13 protein-coding genes are annotated in these 17,751 nt (G+C 67.3%); 6 read left to right on the top strand and 7 right to left on the bottom strand.

Translation table 11 applies throughout. The features are described 5' to 3' along the window. Positions 1–39: 39 nt before the first annotated feature. From MOQ72_RS00295 to MOQ72_RS00275, 5 genes are all read right to left on the bottom strand, one after another. A complete protein-coding gene (locus MOQ72_RS00295; RefSeq protein ID WP_242179689.1) occupies positions 40–2,376 on the bottom strand; it encodes a YncE family protein in 2,337 nt (778 codons plus the stop codon). Positions 2,377–3,028: 652 nt separating this feature from the next. Next, positions 3,029–3,853: a hypothetical protein gene (locus MOQ72_RS00290; protein WP_242179686.1), complete on the bottom strand. Its 825-nt coding sequence runs from the start codon at positions 3,851–3,853 to the stop codon at positions 3,029–3,031. A gap of 526 nt (positions 3,854–4,379) precedes the next feature. After that, positions 4,380–5,138 (bottom strand): helix-turn-helix domain-containing protein, encoded by a 759-nt coding sequence (locus MOQ72_RS00285; RefSeq protein ID WP_242179685.1) that lies wholly within the window; start codon positions 5,136–5,138, stop codon positions 4,380–4,382. Between the two features lie 22 nt (positions 5,139–5,160). Then, positions 5,161–6,945 carry a copper resistance CopC/CopD family protein gene (locus MOQ72_RS00280; RefSeq protein ID WP_242179677.1) on the bottom strand — a complete coding sequence of 595 codons (1,785 nt, stop codon included), beginning with the start codon at positions 6,943–6,945 and terminating at the stop codon, positions 5,161–5,163. A gap of 8 nt (positions 6,946–6,953) precedes the next feature. After that, on the bottom strand, positions 6,954–7,688 hold the full coding sequence (locus MOQ72_RS00275) for a YcnI family copper-binding membrane protein (protein ID WP_242179669.1): 735 nt from the start codon (positions 7,686–7,688) through the stop codon (positions 6,954–6,956). A gap of 717 nt (positions 7,689–8,405) precedes the next feature. Here MOQ72_RS00275 and MOQ72_RS00270 point away from each other — a divergent pair. Beyond that, positions 8,406–9,377, top strand: a complete 972-nt coding sequence (locus tag MOQ72_RS00270) for a PDR/VanB family oxidoreductase (protein WP_242179666.1) — start codon at positions 8,406–8,408, stop codon at positions 9,375–9,377. A gap of 504 nt (positions 9,378–9,881) precedes the next feature. Here the strand turns inward: MOQ72_RS00270 and MOQ72_RS00265 are convergent. Continuing rightward, entirely contained in the window at positions 9,882–10,331 is a 450-nt protein-coding gene (locus tag MOQ72_RS00265; RefSeq protein ID WP_242179665.1) for a hypothetical protein, read from the bottom strand. Positions 10,332–10,530: 199 nt separating this feature from the next. On the opposite strand from MOQ72_RS00265, the gene MOQ72_RS00260 reads away from it, so the two are divergent. Both MOQ72_RS00260 and MOQ72_RS00255 read left to right on the top strand, forming a co-directional pair. After that, positions 10,531–11,370, top strand: a complete 840-nt coding sequence (locus tag MOQ72_RS00260; protein ID WP_242179958.1) for a helix-turn-helix domain-containing protein — start codon at positions 10,531–10,533, stop codon at positions 11,368–11,370. A 391-nt stretch (positions 11,371–11,761) separates the two neighbouring features. Then, on the top strand, positions 11,762–13,114 hold the full coding sequence (locus MOQ72_RS00255) for a DUF2252 domain-containing protein (protein WP_242179663.1): 1,353 nt from the start codon (positions 11,762–11,764) through the stop codon (positions 13,112–13,114). Positions 13,115–13,124: 10 nt separating this feature from the next. Here the strand turns inward: MOQ72_RS00255 and MOQ72_RS00250 are convergent, their stop codons facing one another. Continuing rightward, a complete protein-coding gene (locus tag MOQ72_RS00250; protein WP_242179661.1) occupies positions 13,125–14,177 on the bottom strand; it encodes a LacI family DNA-binding transcriptional regulator in 1,053 nt (350 codons plus the stop codon). Positions 14,178–14,484: 307 nt separating this feature from the next. Between MOQ72_RS00250 and MOQ72_RS00245 the strand changes: the two genes are divergently transcribed. The 3 genes from MOQ72_RS00245 to MOQ72_RS00235 are packed head-to-tail and all read left to right on the top strand — an operon-like array spanning position 14,485 to position 17,619. Then, the gene (locus tag MOQ72_RS00245; protein WP_242179659.1) at positions 14,485–15,804 is read left to right on the top strand and encodes an extracellular solute-binding protein; all 1,320 of its coding nucleotides are present in this window, start codon (positions 14,485–14,487) and stop codon (positions 15,802–15,804) included. Positions 15,805–15,817: 13 nt separating this feature from the next. Then, positions 15,818–16,726, top strand: coding sequence for a carbohydrate ABC transporter permease (locus MOQ72_RS00240; protein ID WP_242179657.1), 909 nt, complete (start codon positions 15,818–15,820; stop codon positions 16,724–16,726). Then, the gene (locus MOQ72_RS00235) at positions 16,726–17,619 is read left to right on the top strand and encodes a carbohydrate ABC transporter permease (protein ID WP_242179655.1); all 894 of its coding nucleotides are present in this window, start codon (positions 16,726–16,728) and stop codon (positions 17,617–17,619) included. The genes MOQ72_RS00240 and MOQ72_RS00235 overlap by 1 nt, the downstream gene beginning before the upstream one ends. Positions 17,620–17,751 lie beyond the last annotated feature (132 nt).

The raw sequence follows: 17,751 nt of genomic DNA, 5'->3' as shown, positions 1-17,751 counted from the left end.
TCAGATGGCTCGAAGCAGCTGAGTTGTTGCGGAATCAACTCAGCTGATCGGGTTCAGCTGCTGCGGAGTCAGCTTTTCCCGCCATCCAGCAGGAACCTGTTGCGACCAACCGTTGTAGACCAGCGGAATCGGCAACACACCCTGACCGCCCATCCCGGCTTGCCCGGTGAGGGTGTCCTCCATCTTGGTGTCCGCAGTGGGTTCGAGCAGCAACTGACCGGCGATGGTGGCATCCGAGATGTTGCCATCACCGTTGGGATCGACGTCGATCACCTGCGCCGCGTCGGAGAACTTGTTCGACACGTAGGCGTAGTAACCGCCGCCCTGCTTCGCACCGAAGTTGATGCCGTGGCAGCCAGCGTTGCACCCGAGTTCCTTGACCACCGTGTCGGTCTTCGGGTCGATGACCGAGACCGTGGCGCTGAAGGTGTTGGCAGCCAGCATTGCCTTGCCGTCCGGGCTCACCGGGAGCTGGATGGTGAGGCCACCCCACGGCTTGTCCCCGTCCCGCCCCGCGACCGGGTCGTAGTTCTCCCACAAGTCGATGCTCGCGTTGTGGACCTTCTTGCCGTCCTGCACGCAAGCGTCCTCCGCCAGCGAAACGCACGAAATGCTCGCACCGAGGAAGTCCGCCATGTAGAACTTCGACTGGTCCGGCGTCATCCCGGTGGCGATCGGCAGCTCGCCGGTCGGTTCCTTGCGGTACGTTCCGGTCGCGTTGTCGATCACGCTGGCGTCGTAGGGGTTGACGTTCGGTGTGACGGTGGTCTTCCCGTCCCCGCTGAGCCAGAACGCGTGCGGATGCTGCGGCGGCTCGTTGGAGGGGCCGACCGGGATCCGCCGGTCGATCTTCGTGGCACCCGGTGAGAGTTCCACGACGTCCGTCCCACCGTTGATGGCGACCTGCACCTGGTCGGTATCGGTGCGGGTCATCACGTGGGAGGGATCCGGGCCGACCTCGATCGTCCGCAGGTGTTCACCGGTGGCCCGATCGAAGACGGAAAGCTCATCGTCGAACCATTCCGTCTGGTACAGGTACTTGTAGTCCCGGTCCGTCCACATGTTGTGCGGGTTGTTCATGTTGATGCTCGAACCGGAGATCTTGCGGTCGATCGTCCAGTTCTCAACATTGATCTTCGTGGGCGCACCGACCTTGCTCTTGCCCGCGTACTCCTCCATCTGGGTATCTATCCAAACCTCCCCCACACCAGGGGTTTTCGGTGGAGTCAGCTGGGGCAACGCCCTGGGGTACTCGAACTTCTTGTCGTAGTACGCGTCCAGGTTGGGCACCAGCAACGGGTTCCCCTGCTCGTCGTACTGCAGGATCGGTGCTGGCGGGAACACCGGATTCCACTCGGTCGGCTGGCTGTTGCTGAAGTGCTGCCAGTTGTCCGGCACGGTGGCCGTGAAGAAGATCCGGACCAGCTGCTGGATGACGTCCGCGCTCGACGGCACGGCCATATCCCGCGAGTTGACCTGGAGCTTCTTGCCGAAGTCCAGGCCGATGGTCAGCGGGTCGTCGACCACGGTCGCACCGAGCATGTACGGGTGGATCGTGCACGCCCAGGCGTACAGGCCCGGCTCGGTCAGCTGCGTTGAATCCTCCCCGGCGAAGGCGCCCATCTGCTCGAAGAAAGGTGCCCCCTCCGGCCAGATCAACGAGGTGATGTCGTGCAGCGACTCGTTGTCCGGCTGGGCGATCGTGAAGTTCGCGGTGATGGCCGGGCCCTTCTCCGCGAACATCGCCAGATCGTTCAGCGCCCGCTGGAGGTCGAGACCGACCGGCAGGCTGTTCAGGTTGATCGGCGCGTCGACCGGGAGGTTCGCCACCTCCGCCTGGAACTGGTTCAGCAACCCCTGCGCCTGGGCGGCGTACGGCCGTGCCTCCGGTTCGGCGGCGGCCAGCGACTGCACCGCTGCCATGGTGCTGTCCAGGTTGAGCGCATCGGCCAGGCTGGCCCCGGTCTGGCCCAGTGTCGGCGCCGATTTCGCCGGGTCCGTCACCAGACCGGTGAGCGAGTCCACCAGGTTGACGTTCATCAGCCCGGCGGTCTGGGCTGTGCTCTGGCTGCCCAGGCCCAAGCCACCCCCGTCCGGCAAACTGGGGACGATCCCGCCGTCCAGGGCGGACGTGCCGACCCGTGGCAACTCGGCGACGGCGAGCGACTTGCCGCCGAAGAGTTCGAGCCCGGAATCGAACCAGTTGCCGTTGCTGTCGTTGAGGGTGAAGGTGATCGGCACCGGACCGATGCCGACCGGCAGGGCGGCCACCGGTGCCGCGGCGACCACCGTCGAGGCGGTGGCCACCGCGACGCCTACCGACACCACCGTTGTGGGGCGGAATCGTCGGCCCCCTGGGGGAGCGTTTGAGGACATGTGATTCCCTTCTGTATCCGTGCGATCTCCAGATCGCCAGCGGATGTTGCACGTCCGAAGGCGTCGCGCACCGGCGGGACCTCCCCCGAACCAGCCGTGGTTCCGACCCGCCTCGAAGTGCGCCGCACAACAACGCTGCCCCGAAACGGATTAATGCCGAACTCCACCGCCATCCCCGGCAAAACGCGGAGTTCCCACACCAGCGGTCGGCTACCAACGGCACCGTCCGAACAAGTCGAACGCAAAAATTAGAACATGATCACCGTCAAGGAACCAGATACCCGAGTAAACCGACCGTAAAACGCCGCTCACAGCGCAATTCACCCGACCAGTGAGGAACTGTGCAGATAACCGGTCCACACGCGTTTCAGCTAAATACTTCCCAGCCGCGTCGCGAAGAAACGGCGCAGAACGTTCGCGGTGTCGACCGGCGCCGCGGAATGGCTGGCCAAGAGACGGGAAGAGCGCGGGAAGCAGCCCCATCTGATTTGCGACGCGGGTATTTCCCAGCGGCGGCAGGTGTTTGCGATCCAGGCGTTGGCACCCGGCTTGGATGATTTTCGCCGAGTTCTCGACGGCGCACGTCCGACGGCCCTGCGCGATTAAATCCTCGCCCCTGAACGGGCGTCCCGCGAAGCGCCCCTTTTCGCCGCTAAGGCTTGGACCGCGACACCCACGTGCGGACCAGTTGCGCGCTGACCAGGGCGATCAACAGTGCCGCCAGCAGCGCCGCCAAAGGCGGGCGGTGCGCTTCCGGGGGCAACGGGTCCGCACGTCCCGCCGACAGATCGGCCTGGGAGTTCAGCACCTCGGTTTCCCCACCACCCGCGCCGGGCGCGCCCGGCTGGAGAACACCGACGACGCGGTTGTCGAGCCCGAAAGGCCATGTGCCGGTGAGTGGAACGCCGAAGCGCACGACATCGCGACTCGACGAATCCGACGACGACCCCGGCGCGTTCCAGTGCGCCTCGTTGGACGGTGGCGGCGCGGACGGCGGACCCGGTGGTGGTGACGCCGGGGGCTCGCCACCACTGGGAGCTCCCGGCTGGTCGCCGCGGACGACCATGCCGCACACCGTGCTCAGCGCCGAATGCGCGGCGGGGATCAGCGGATCGAGAACCGGTGCCACGACTGGGATTTCCCGCAGCCGCGCGATGGCCGCGTCGGCGATCTGGGTCCCGGACAACACCGCCTCGCCGACGGGAACGGCGCCAACGGGGATCGGCGGTGCGGCGTTCCACGCCTGGCGGAACGGTTCCCGCAGACCGTCGAGCGGATCCAGCAGGCCGAGGGCCCCGGCGATCGGATCGGCCACCGCACGGGGGTCCAGCAGGACCCCCTGGCCGGCCACGCCGTCCAAGACCGCCGTACAACTCGCGGCGGTCACCGGGTCGGTGGCAGCTGCGGCGCTGGCGGGCTCAGCGCTGAAGCAGGCGAGGGTCGCCGCTCCGACTGCGAGGTAACGCCGGGTTCGCATGCGGTTCGCCTCCTGGTGCGAGCTGGGACGAATTCTCGGCTTTCTCTCAGGTGTGCGGTGGCCCGATGTGGAACTCTCGGGCGAGGAGAAACACGGCTTGCTGGCATGGTGGCACTCTCGACGGCTTCTTCCCAGTGGCTCGGAAATCGTTGCCGCAACCGGGTTTCGTCCGTGTTTCCGATCGGGGAAAGCATCTTCTGAACTGGTCTCCGGCGATTTCCGGTACGAGCGGACCGGATTGGCTTCGATCGACCGATCCGACGACTGTCGCGCAAATAGGTTACGGCCGCGCCATGCCGCGACATCGGCCGACCGCGCAACCTGGTGGAACATGTTTGCCCCTCCGGAAATCCCGACTCGACGCACCGTGACGACCAGTTCCAGGAAGATCTGCCAACACATTTAACAGCCGCGTGACACGAATGAGGCGAGTCCGCGGCGATCGAATACGGCGGGTCGTGTCGGTTCATTTGCCACCGAACACGATGAACCGCAGAAGGCGCGGAAAGTGCGCCTGACCGCGAGCTCAGTGCGTCGCCAAGTCCAGGACTACGTCGGGCTCGACAGCCCGCCAGTGCCCGAGCAGTTGTGATTGTTCAGCCGGCCACATCCGCACTACCACGGTTATGTCGCTCGCGAGTTGCACGCGCAGCCGTTTGCGGAAATCGGCCAGCCGCTCGCCGTCGAAAGGGCTTTCACCCAGCCGGAAGAACAGCACACCGCGATTCGTGACCGCCACCAGTGCGTGCAATCGATCGGGACCCACCAACGGACGCGGGCACGTCCACGCCGTCCACAGCACTTCGCGGCCGCCCAGGCCCCGTCGCGACCCGTCGTGCCCCGGTGCGAGTTGGTCGGATCTGCCGAGCAGTTCCCATCGGGACAGGTACTGGTCGATCGTCGCCGGGCTGAGCGTGATCGCGAACCGCGCGCGGATCAGATCGGCGACCGCCCGCCGGGTCCACAACAGGTGCGGCAGGCCCAACTCGTCCGGTGAACCGCGCACAGCGGTCGTGACCAGCCACTCCTGCTGTGCCGTGGACAGCGCCAACTGTTCCCCGCGGCGGCGGCCACGACGCCGCGGGCGAAACGCCTGTTCGCCCTTCTCCTGGTAGGCGCGGACCCAGGTCCCGACGGTCTTCCGCGAAACGCCGAACGTGCGCGCGACGTGCGATTGCGAAACGCCGGACTCGACGGCGGCGACGACCTGGCGGCGAAGCCGCTCCAGCGCCTCCACCGGCAGGCTGCGCGCACCAACCTTGATCACGCTCGGGTGCTGGTCCATCCCACATCCAGTCTCCCTGGGGTCAACGCGCACCGATCGGAATTCGCACGACGGTCTGGTCGATTTCGGAGGTCCGCACGGTGACGGCGATTTCCCACTCCCCCGGCATCGTGATCGGCACGTTCGGCGAGATGGCGTGGGTGCCGCCGATGACCTGGAGGTCGACGGGCAGCGGTCCGACGGAACGCGTCGGCAGCCGGAGTTCGGCACGCAGTTCGGGAACTTGCTTCGGTCGCCCGTTCGCGTCGAACACCGCGAGGTGCACCTCGTTCCTGCCCACCACACCGGGTGTCACCAGCACCGCCAGCTTGCCCACGCCCTGTTCGCCGCCACCGGCGTCGAACGGCAGCATGCCGCTGACCGGCCCGACGCGTGTCGGGGTCTCCGCCGCCGCACGCATCCTGGCGAGTTCGGCGGTGGCGGGTTCCGCGCTGACCAGGGACACGGTCACTCCGAGCACCGCCGCGGCGAGTGCGAGCTCCACCGCGATCAACCGGCGGAACCTGCTGACTTCGCGAGCTCCGGGCCTGCTGCGGGCTCGCCGCTTCTCCTTGCGGGTCCGCGGTTTGTCGGCGACCGCGACGGCATCGAACCCGTAGTGCCGACGTACCCAGTTGCGGGCCAACGCTCCCGAACCCACGAGCAGGACGACCACGCCGAGCTTCACCGCGAGCACCGCGCCGTAAGTCGTGCCGAACAGGGCGGACGGCGTGCCGACTTCGCGCCATGCCTGGTAGGTGCCTGTCACCACCAGGACGCCGACGCAGACCAGCGCGGTTCGGGAGAACCGGGGGATCGCGATCCGCATTCCCACCACGTCGCGCGAACGCAGCAAGACGCCGAGCAGCACCGGCAGCCCGCCGAGCCAAACCGCCATCGCGAGCAGGTGCGCCGCGTCGACCGGCAATGCCAGCACGACCTGGGCACCGCTCGCGTTGTGGCTGGCCAGGCTCCAGGTCACGACCAGCACAACAGCACCGACGAGCACCAATCCGGTCCGCAAGCGCTGGTCTCGGGCCTCGTGCTGGGCGAACGGCGCGCGGCGCAGCGCGTGCACGAGTGCGGCGGCGACCAATCCCAGCAGACCCAGTCGCACGGCGAGCACCACGCCCATCCGACTGCCCAGGGTCGAACCGAGCAAGGCCGGATCGGCGAGGTCGCCGATGGATCCGCCTGCGGCGTACGGCCCGTACGCGACGAACGCGCCCAGGGTGCCCGCGAACAGGATTCCCCAGGCATTCCACAGCAATCGGCGCACCCCGGCCACCACCTCGCCGCCCGGCCAGCACGCCGCGACGAAGAAGGCCGTACCCACCAGCAGTGCGAGCCCGACGTACGCGAGCCAGCGGGCGACGCCGTACAGCGCCGATACCGCGCCGCCGGCACCGCCGGTCTCCGGTCCCGCGCTGGACGCGACGCCGCCCGTGACCTGGCCGACGCTGAAGGCGAACGCGCCCGGCACCGGATGAGCGTCGGTGGACACCACCCGGAAAGCGACCGTGTACGTGCCCGCAGCCAGCTCGGTCGGCAAGGTCGCGGCCACGACGTCGAGGCGTTCCGGCGGATGCGTTGGTCGGCCGATGCCCGCGACCTCTGCGCCGCCTGGGCCGATGAGCCGGATCTCGGCCAGGCCGATGTCGACGGGTTCGTTGAACTGGAGTGTGACCTCGCGCGGCGCGGTGGTGAGCACCTCGAAGTTCCCCGGCGTGGTGCCCAACAGCACGGCGTGTGCCGAGGCGGTGCCGGGATTGGTGACCAAGAGGATCAGGAGCACGCCGAGAACGCCGAGCAGTCTTCGCAGCACCACGGCAGTCCCTACACCCGCGCCATCTCCTTCTGCTCGGCCGTGGCCGCTCGCGCTTGCGCAGGCTTGCGCCTGCCAAGAGCCGCCCAGCCGAGCCCGGTCAGTCCGGCGAGGAGCCCGGCGCCGCCGAGCAGTCGGGCTGGGGTGTCCGAAGTGGACTCGGCGGCGGCGGGCGGCTGTGGTTGTACCACCGACAAGGACGGTGCCGGGTATTCCGGCTCGGGCTGCCCCGCTGCCTCGGTGTCGATCCACCTGACGATCGCGCCGTCGGAATAGCTTTGCAGCGACCTGAAGACGAGCGGGCCCGCCTCGTGCGGCAACGAGTCGATGCTCACCGGAAATTCCTGGAACGTGTCCGGGGCGATCTGGCCGCCCTCCCAGACGATGGAGGTCACCGCCTCGCTGAGGGTTCCGTGCTCGGTGCTGATCGGGTTGCTGAGCTGTTGCTTGTGGACGGTGATGGTCCAGCCGGGGACGGCGCGCGGCGTGGCGGATGTCAATGGCCGATCCGCCGGGAAGTTCACCTCGATTCGCACCGTGGACGCGTCATCGCGTTCGTTCGGCACGCGGAAGGACACGGTGGACCGCTCACCTGCCACCACGGTATCCGGAGTGACCGAGACGTGCGCCGAGGCGGTGGGTGACAGGAAGAGCACGCCCAGAACGCCGATTCCGACGGCGGTGGCGAGCTTGCGGGAACTGGGCAGAGCGGAGGGGGACAGGTGCTGCAAATGCGGTGCGAGCATGCTGTTCCTTTCTGCGTTCATCGCCGAACAACGACCGGTTCGCTCCGGTCGATCGGAGGTGGCGGAACCTCGTTCGGCGGCTGCCCGCGACGGCGGAAGTCGCGGTCCCGCCATTACGTCGGGTATCCGTGTCGACCAGATGGCTGGCATATAACCGCCGCATCACGAGGTATTAATTCGACCTGCCTTCACCGTTTCCTCGGTGGTGAATTCCGCATATTCTCCGGGCGCTTCCACAATTGCGGGCACGCATATACCGGACACCGAGGAACACTCGCCGAACGCCGCACTTCGCCAGAAAACAGCTGATCAGAGCACTACGACAACCGCCCTAGGCGCCGCAGAGGTGTTACACATTTGCCCGTCCGCCATTTCTGGGACACCTGCATGCGTTCCAGCACGACCGCGTGTCCTGTTGTTCCGCGGAACGTCCGCGAACTGCGCGAACACCGCCGCTACCCGATGTTTCCGGCAGGTTAAAGCGTGTTCAAAAATAGGCCGCTCGGCGCGGAACTCCGCTGGTCAGAAGCACCGCGTTGTGCCACGATTGCGCTGCCGAACAAAGCAACCGCTGCCATATCGGCACGCTCACCGATCGAGCGGACGGCGAGCAGCGGAAAGCCGGTGAACGGCATTCAATCCCGAGAAACCAGGATGATCCTGGGCGCGCTGATCATGATCTGCGCACCGGCGTGAGTTCTCGCTGAGGAGGCGTTGATGACTGCGGGTGTCCTGTCCAGGACCGAGGTGGAGCTAGAGGTCCTGCTCGACCGGAAAGAACTTGTCGCCGACGACGTGGTGCGGCTGACCCTGCGCCACCCGGAGGGGAAGCAGTTGCCCGAATGGGAACCGGGTGCGCACCTGGATCTCGTGCTGCGCGAGGACTTGGTGCGCCAGTACTCGCTGTGCGGTGACCCGGCCGACCGTTCGGTGCTCCAGGTGGCGGTGCTGCGCGAGCCCGCTGGCCGCGGCGGTTCCGAGCACGTGCACGACCAACTGGCCGACGGCGACATGGTGCGGATCCGCGGTCCCCGCAACCACTTCCGGCTCGTCGATGCGCAGCGGTACCTGTTCATCGCGGGCGGAATCGGGATCACCCCCATCGCACCGATGGTCGCGCAGGTCCAGGCGCGGGGCGCGGACTGGCGGCTCGTGTACGGCGGTCGGACGCGCACCTCGATGGCGTTCCGCACCGAACTGACCGAGCAATACGGCGACCGGGTGAGCGTGTGGCCGCAGGACGAGGCCGGACTGCTGGACCTGGACGGGCTGCTCGGGCGACCGCAGGAAGCCACCGCGGTCTACTGCTGCGGTCCGGAACCGCTGCTGACCGCGGTCGAGGAGCGCTGTGCGCGGTGGCCGCTCGGCAGCCTGCACGTTGAGCGGTTCTCCCCGAAGACGAGCGCCGACACGCGGAAGAGCCTTCCGTTCGACGTCGAACTCGCGCGCTCGGGGATCACCGTGACGGTTCCGGAGGACAGGTCGATCCTCGAAGTCGTCGAGCAGGCGGGCGTTCCGGCGTTGTCCTCCTGCCGGGGTGGCATCTGCGGCACCTGCGAAACGCCGGTGCTCTACGGCGTTCCCGACCACCGCGACTCCCTGCTCACGGACGAGGAACGAGCCGCGAACGACACGATGATGATCTGCGTGTCTCGATCGTGCAGCGCCCGGTTGGTGCTGGACCTCTAGGAGGAGGACCGGCTCCAACCGTCCACAGCGGACATTTGGGCGTTCCCGTCGCCCCGGTCGAACCGCAGCGGTCAGCGTTCCACCGGAGTGCGCGCTTTCGTTCTCACAGGTTCCCATGGCGCTTTTCATAGGTTCCCCACAGGTATTCGGCTGCCCCCCGGCTACAGTTGGGGGCGGCCCTGTAATGCGGACGGGGTCACCATTGGGGTCCAGCGGGCGGGCGGAACGCCCGCTGGATCCCGCGACACCCGCGCCCGGCAGTGAGCCGACAGCCGCGGCGACCGAATTCTCGGGTCGCGCTCAGCAGGATTTTGATCTTCCGGTGGAGCGACATGGTGGCACGAGCGCGGCACATCCGCCAACACCGCCGACCAGCAATTGGCGCCGCGCGGCAATATTCGTTCACCGCGGAGAAACACAGCGCCAGGACAACGATTTTCGCAGCTCGCGGGCTCGCGGAGGTTAACCGCGCGCCGAAGCCGCGACGGCATTCTGACGATCCCGTCAGATATCGAGATAATGATCGGTGACGCAAATAGGTGACATGTGGCCGGCGGTGGGCACCGCACCTCCCTCGGGCCGCTGAACAGCGCCTTCACCATTCTTGAGCGGGTCGGGTCGAGCGCGGCCGCCGACACCTCTATTCGTTTCGGCCAGTTCGGGAGCGCCGCGCGAAAATGGGCCCAGCACCGCAAGCGGAAACACGCGGTGAATCTCTTGTGATGCACAGTTAACCATCGGGTCGCGCGGTCGAAACGGGTGGCATCCGTAATGTCCGTGCCGCGGTGTTTCCGCCATCGCGGCGGATGGTTCGCCCTCGACAAAAGAAGAAGGGAACGCGATGCGCGCACCGCATTTGCAGCGCACGTTCAACTCCGGAAGGCTCAGGCGACGCCGATCCCCGTTCGCGCCCGCGCCAGGGGCCGCCACGGCATCCGAGCCGGTGGTGTCCACTGTGCTCAGTTCGAGGAAGAACGCGCCCGCGGATTCCAGCGGCGGGCCAACCGGTGGTCCGTTCGTTCGAACAGACGCGAAGCGGGCGTTGTTCCCGGCGCACCAGCTACCGCGGTGGTCTGCACACCAAAGGTGATCAATCATTCACTCACGGATGCCTGGTGTTGACCGGACATCCGGCAGACTTCAGGGCTTGAGCATGATGACCGCACGTGACGCTCGCAATCTTTCCCCGGAAGCGCTGGAGGAGCTGCGCAGGCGGGCCGTGGCCGCAGTCGAATCGGGATCCTCCCGAACGGAGGTGGCGCGCCTGCTCGGGGTGTCCCGCAAGACGGTCGGTGCGTGGCTGCGGGCCTACCGGCGAACGGGCGAGGAGTCCTTCCGCCCGAAGGTCCGCGGTCGGCGACCGGGTGAGCAGCTCGCGCTGTCCCCGGCGCAACAGGCGTGGACCGTCAAGACGATCGCCGCAGGCACCCCCGACGAGCACGACCTGCCCCACGCGTTGTGGACCCGGCAAGCCGTGGCCGAACTGGTGAACCGCGAGTACCGAATCCTGCTCAGTCCGGCGACCGTTGGCCAGTACTTGGCGCGCTGGGGGTTGATCGACGAGCCCTACCTGAGGGAGATGATGCGCGCTCGGGTGACGGCCGTGGTACCGCGCCAGCGGGCTGTGGCGGCCGTGGACGAGGCGTGGATACCGGAGGCCGAGGTGCTCTGGGTGGCCTGGACGCTACCGCACGCCGCGCCCGAGCGGACCGGGGCCACTCGGAAGAAGAACCTCCTGACCGGATTCCGGAACTACTTCGGCGACGTCAACGTGCTGCAGGCGATCTCCAATCGCGGCGCGGTGTTCTTCCAGGCTCGGGTCGGGCCGTTCGATTCGGCGCACACCGAGGGGTTCCTGGTCCGGTTGATGGATCAGTTCGGACGCCCGCTGAACGTGATCATCTGCCGGTGGCCCGCGGAGCACCACGGGATCCTGCGGGCTTGGCCGCGGCGGCATTCGCGTCGGATCTCGCTGCGCTTCACCCTCAACTAGTCCCCCGTCGGAGATTCTCCGCGCGTGCCGACGAAACCCGGATCGTCCACTTTGAGCGGACCAGCGCAGCACCAGCGAGCCGCTACGTGACCACTGGATCCACCGGACGATCGGCGGAGCACCGCTCGTGGGTGCTGTTCCCGTTTCCGGGGCAACCACTCGTCGTCGCCGCTGCGGGTGGGCGCCTACGCGCGGCGTTGCTGCGCAGGTGACCACCAGGCGTCCTCCGGTCTTCTTGGCAATGGCGTTCGACCAACGAAAAGTTTTGCCGCACAACGGATTCTGACCACCAAAGCGGACACCGAGTGCCAAATCGTCCGAAACCAGGTCACGTTCGGGTGCTCCGCTCGCAAGCTAAGCTTGGAGGCGATGGGTGCACGGAAGGTTTGCCATGCCTGAGCTTGCGCGTCTTCTCGACGCCGACACGCCCGCAGTACGTCGAGCCTGGATCAGCGAGACCCTGGTCAGCACCTTCGCCGAGTTGATGGACCGGGATCCAGCGGCATTCCGGACGAAATTCCGGAAGATGGCCGCGGATCCGTTCGCCTTCTACCGGGGCAGCGCCTGCCTGTTCTACGCCGATGTGGTGCGCCTGGCAGATCCATGGGCGGACGAGCGCACGAGTCGGGTGTGGATCCAGGGCGACCTGCACGCGCAGAACTTCGGCACGTACATGGACGGGTCCGGAGTGCTGGTCTTCGACGTCAACGACTTCGACGAGGCGTATCTCGGACATTTCACGTGGGATCTGCAGCGCTTCGCGGCGAGCGTGGCGCTGCTGGGGTGGAGCAAGGCCCTGCCCGACGACGACATCATCGCGTTCGTGGAACACGCTGCCACGTCCTATCTGGACCAGGTGCGGATCTTCTCCGAAGCCGACGGCGACTCGCAGTACTCGCTGCGGCTGGCGACCACCGAGGGCACGATCCACGAGTTGCTGCAGCAGACGCGGTTGAGCAGCAGGACCGCGATGTTGGACAGGATGACCGAAGCCGAGGGTTACGACCGCCGTTTCCGAGCAGGCAGCGGGGTTCGCCGACTCGGTGCGGCGGAGCGGGAGAAGGTCGAGGCCGCTTTCCAGCGCTACCTGGCCACGATTCCACCGGAGAACCGGATGCGGGATGTCGCCTACACGATCAAGGACGTAGTCGGCAGCAGCGGGTTCGGCATCGGCAGCGCTGGCCTACCCGCCTACAACATCCTCATCGAGGGGCCGACCGAAGCGCTGGAGAACGACACCGTCCTGTCCATGAAGCAGGGCAACGTGGCCGCGCCGTCGCGGGTGGTGACCGACGAGCACATCCGCGACTACTTCCTCCACCACGGCCATCGCACCGCGGTGTCCCAGCGCGCGTTGCAGGCGCACGCGGACCCGCTGCTGGGCTACACCGAGATCGACGGTGTCGGCTACGTCGTCGACGAACTGTCGCCGTACGAGTCGGATCTGGACTGGCAGGACCTGACCGAGCCCGAAGAGATCCTCCCGGTGCTGGACTTCCTCGGCAGGGCGATGGCCAAGGTGCACTGCGTCTCGGATGCCCAGTCGGACAACCGCTTGGTGCGGTTCCAGACCGAGGACGCGATCACGACAGTCGTCGGCGGGCGCGAGGCGGAGTTCACCGCCTGGCTGGCCGACTTCGCGCTCCGCTACGCCGACGTGGTGCGCGACGACCACCGCTTGTTCGTGGACGCGTTCCGCAACGGCGAGATCGGCGGCGTCAAAGCCACCGCCAGCAGCGGCTGACCACGGGCGGTCAGCCGGTTTCCAGTCGTTCGTCCGGCCTGACGTCGTCGGTTCGCGCGGGCGGCACAGCGCATGAGTCGCGCACCAGGAGCCGGGTTGGCAGGCGGACGTGCGGCTCGGCGAGCTCGCGTCCGGCGAGCATCTCCACCAGCATTTCGATCGCCCGCTGGCCCATCAGCTGGATCGGCTGGTCGATCGTGGTCAGGGCGGGCTGCGTCATGCGGCTTTCCGGAACGTTGTCGAAACCGACGATCGACAGGTCGGCGGGCACCCGCATGCCCAGCGTCAGCGCGACGTCCATGATGGCGATAGCCGACAGGTCGTTCGCCGCGAAGATCGCCGTCGGCCGCTCCGGCAGCAACAGCAATCGTCGGGCGGCGTCCCGGGTGGTCTCCTCGTCGTACCCGGCGACGCCGATCAGATCCGGGTCAGCGTCGATGCCCGCCGCTTCCAGCGCGCTGCGGTACCCCTCCTCGCGCCGTCGCGCGGACTCCAGGTCGCGTGGCGGCCGACCGAGGAAGCCGATCCGCCGGTGGCCCAGACCGATCAGGTGCTCGGTGGCCAGTTGGGCGCCGTGGAAGTTGTCCGAATCCACCGCCGGAACACCCTGTCCGCCGACGCGCGGATCGACGGCCACCACTGGCGCACTGGACTCCGGCGTGAGCACGGTGGGCGTCACCATCACCGCCCCGTCGATCAGCGTCCCGGACAGCCGGGACAGGTAGCGGCGTTCCCAGCCCACCTGGTCGGCGCCTTCCCGGCCAGCCGAGTAGACGACCAACTCGTAGCCGGTCCCCCGGATGGCGCGGGCGGCACCCTTGAGCAGTTCGGCGCTGAACGGCTCGATGTCCCACACCAGGATTCCGATCACGTTCGTGCGGTGGTTGCGCAGGCTGCGAGCCACCAGGCTCGACTCGTAGCCGAGCTCGGCGATCACCGCACGCACCCGCTCGACGGTGCTGGCCGCCACGCCGTGGCGATCGTTGAGCACCTTGGAAACGGTCGCCACCGACACGGCTGCCTGCGCGGCGACGTCGCGGATGGTCACACGGCTGTTGCTCACACCTGAATGCTACTAGGTATAGAACGTTATCGATAACGTTGTCGATAACGATTGACACCGCATCCGCGGGCACTGCACGATGTCCGCGAATCGAGGCGAGCCGGGTCCTGTCCGCAGCGCCCGGCCGACGGACGACGTTGACGCCCTGCGTGCCCATGCGGGTTCGCACGACGCTGTCGTCGCCCGCGCAGGACCTCGCTTCGCCAGCTAGAGGCAAGGCACCGATGCCAGTCGCCTGGGCTCCGGGGCCGCGCTACTACGACGTCCTCGGGCACGCCGCCGTGACCGGGGCAGAGAGGCGGGCAGCATGAAGGCGTCGCGAAGGACACTGCTGGCGGCCGGTTTCGCCGTGCTCCTGACAGGAGCCGCCGCCTGTGGCACGTCAGGACCGCAGGCGGGCAACAACGCGGGCGGCGGCGATGGCACCGCCTCCGTCTGGATCCTCAACGGTGTCACGCAGCAGGCTTTCCGGAACTCCTTCGATGCCTGGAACAACAGCCACCCGGACCGCCGGTTCGGCATCCAGGCATTCGCGAACGACCCGTACAAGCAGAAGATCCGCACCGCGGTCGGTGCGGGTGACGCACCCACGCTGGTCTACGGTTGGGGCGGCGGCGTACTGAAGTCCTATGTAGACGCTCGTTCCGTCGACGACCTCACCGACCTCGCCGCCGACCCCGCGCTCAAGGACCGCTTCCTGCCCTCGATCGCCGCGGCCGGGCAGGTCAACGGCCGCACCTACGCACTGCCGAACAACGGTGTGAAGCCGGTGATGGTCTACTACAACAAGGATCTCTTCGCCCGCATCGGCGCCCAGCCGCCGAAGACCTGGGGCGAGCTGATGGCCCTGGTGCCGAGGTTCCAGGCCGCGGGGATCGCTCCGTTCACCGTCGGCGGCCAGGCCAAGTGGCCGCTGCTGCCGTGGTTGGCGTACCTGGTCGACCGCATCGGCGGGCCCGAGGTGCTGAACAACGTGGTCGCCAACAAGCCGGGGGCCTGGTCCGACCCGGCGGTGCTGGAAGCGACCCGGAAGATCCAACAGTTGGTCAACGCAGGCGGTTTCGTCAAGGGCTTCTCCTCGATCTCCGCCGACAGCGGTGCCGACGTCGCCCTGCTCTACACCGGCAAGGCTGCGATGAGCCTGGGCCTGCCCGCGACCTACCAGACGATCCAGACCGCCGACCCCGACTTCATCACCGCCGGGAAGCTCGGCTACGTCCCGTTCCCCGCCGTCGAGGGCGGCAAGGGCGATCCGGCCAACGTGGTCGGCAACCCGACCAACTTCTGGTCGATCGCCGCCAGCGCGACCGAGCAGGAGAAGCAGGTGGCCCGCGACTACATCAAGAGCAACCTGCTCAACGACCAGTACGCGGCCGATCTGCTCGCCGTCGGCAACGTGCCGCCGGTGGCCGGGATCGAGGACGAGATCGCCAAGTCCAGCGACCCGCAGTACTTCGGCACCGTCTACGAACTGGCCGCGAAGGCGCCGAACTTCCAGCTCTCGTTGGACCAAGCGCTCAGTCCCGCGCAGGGCGATGCGCTGCTGACGAACCTCCAGCAGATCTTCCTCGGGCAGATCAGCCCCGAGGAGTTCGCGGCCAACATGAACGCCACGATCAAGAGCTGAAGGCGGATTCGACGTGTCAGTCCTCACCTCCGGCAGGGCCGCGGTCCGCCGCACGAACGCCAGCGCGAACGGCCTGCTGGCCGTGCCAGCTCTCGCGTTCTTCGTCGTGTTCGCCCTCGTTCCGCTGGCTGGCGCCGTGGTGCTGAGCTTCGTGCGCTGGGACGGGCTGGGCGAGGTCGGCTGGGAGGGTCTGGGCAACTGGACCAGCGTCCTCAGCGATCCGGTGACCGGCGGCGCGCTGCTGCTCACGCTGAAGATCATGATCGCCTCGTGGCTGGTGCAGACCCCGATCAGCCTGCTGCTCGGGGTCTTCACGGCCGGAACGCAGCGCTACCGCGCGGTGCTCGCGGTGCTCTACTTCCTGCCGCTGCTGCTCTCCTCGGCCGCCGTGGCGATCGCCTTCAAGGCCGTCCTCGACCCGAACTTCGGGCTGGGTGCCGCACCGGGCCTTGGCATGTTGTCGCAGGACTGGCTGGGTGATCCGGATCTGGTGCTGTACGTGGTCGTCTTCGTGATCGCCTGGCAGTTCGTGCCGTTCCACACCCTGCTGTACCAGGCCGCGGTGCGGCAGATCCCGGACTCGCTCTACGAGGCGGCGACCATCGACGGCGCCGGGCGGCTCAAGCAGTTCCGCTACATCACGCTGCCGCAGCTGCGGTACACCATCGTCACGTCCTCCACGCTCATGGTCACCGGTTCGCTGACCTACTTCGACGTGGTCTTCGTGCTCACCGGCGGCGGACCGGGCAACGCGACCCGGATGCTGCCGCTGGACATGTACCTCACCGGGTTCACCGCCAACGACATGGGGGCCGCCAGCGTGCTGGCAGTCATCCTGGTCGTGATCGGGCTCGGTCTGGCGTTCGTGCTGACCAGGTTCTCCGGCTTCGCCCGGATGAGCAGCGAGCAGGAAGGGCTCTGATGGCCGTCCCGACCACCGCCGTCGCACCCGGACGTTCGTCCGCGCGCTCGGCCGCCGCGCGGCGCAGGCGCGTCGTGCGCCAACCCCCGAACGTGCTGGCCGGTCTCGGCGGATTCATCTGGCTGGCCGTCATCATCCTGCCGATCTACTACGTGGTGATCTCCAGCCTGCGCACCGAAAGCGGCTTCTTCGCCAGCAACCCGCTGGCTCCGCCGACCAGCATCTCGTTCGACAACTACGCGCTGGTGCTGCACAGCGGCTTCGGCCGCTACTTCCTCAACAGCGTCATCGTCACGCTGGCCTCGGTGGTCACGACGGTCACGATCTCGCTGATGGCGGCCTACGCCGTGGTGCGCGGGGAAGGCAGGTTCGTCCGCTCCGCGTTCTCGGTGTTCCTGCTGGGCCTGGCGATCCCGGTGCACGCCACGATCATCCCGCTGTACTACATGATCACGCGTGCGCACCTGTACGACAGCCTGCTGGCACTGGTGCTGCCGTCGATCGGCTTCGCGGTGCCGATCACCGTGCTGATCCTGGCGAACTTCATCCGCGACATCCCGAAGGAACTGTTCGAGTCGATGCGCCTGGACGGCGCCACCGACCGGCACATGCTGTGGAGCCTGGTGGTTCCGCTGACCCGACCCGCGCTGGTGACGGTCGGCATCTACGACGCCCTGCACGTGTGGAACGGCTTCCTGTTCCCGCTGATCCTCACGCAGAGCGCGGAGCAACGGGTGCTGCCGATGGCGCTGTGGACGTTCCAGGGCGAGTTCACCGTGAACGTCCCCGCAGTGCTGGCGGCGGTGGTGCTCTCCACCCTCCCGATGCTGGCCGCGTATGTGCTGGGCCGCCGCTACCTGGTACGCGGCCTGACAGCCGGTTTCAGCAAATGATGCCTTGATCCATTGAAACTCCGTTGCGCAGCGGTGCGGGTGGCGGAACCTCAGCCGCTGCATAGCAAGAGCGAAGACGAACTGTGGAAGCCCCACGGCCCAGCGCCGTGTGGAATCTCCCCGAGGAGATCG

This window comes from Saccharopolyspora soli, from assembly GCF_022678645.1.
GTDB lineage: Bacteria > Actinomycetota > Actinomycetes > Mycobacteriales > Pseudonocardiaceae > Saccharopolyspora > Saccharopolyspora soli.
Note: the sequence above shows the minus strand (reverse complement) of the source record. Positions and strands in the feature narration are given on the sequence as shown.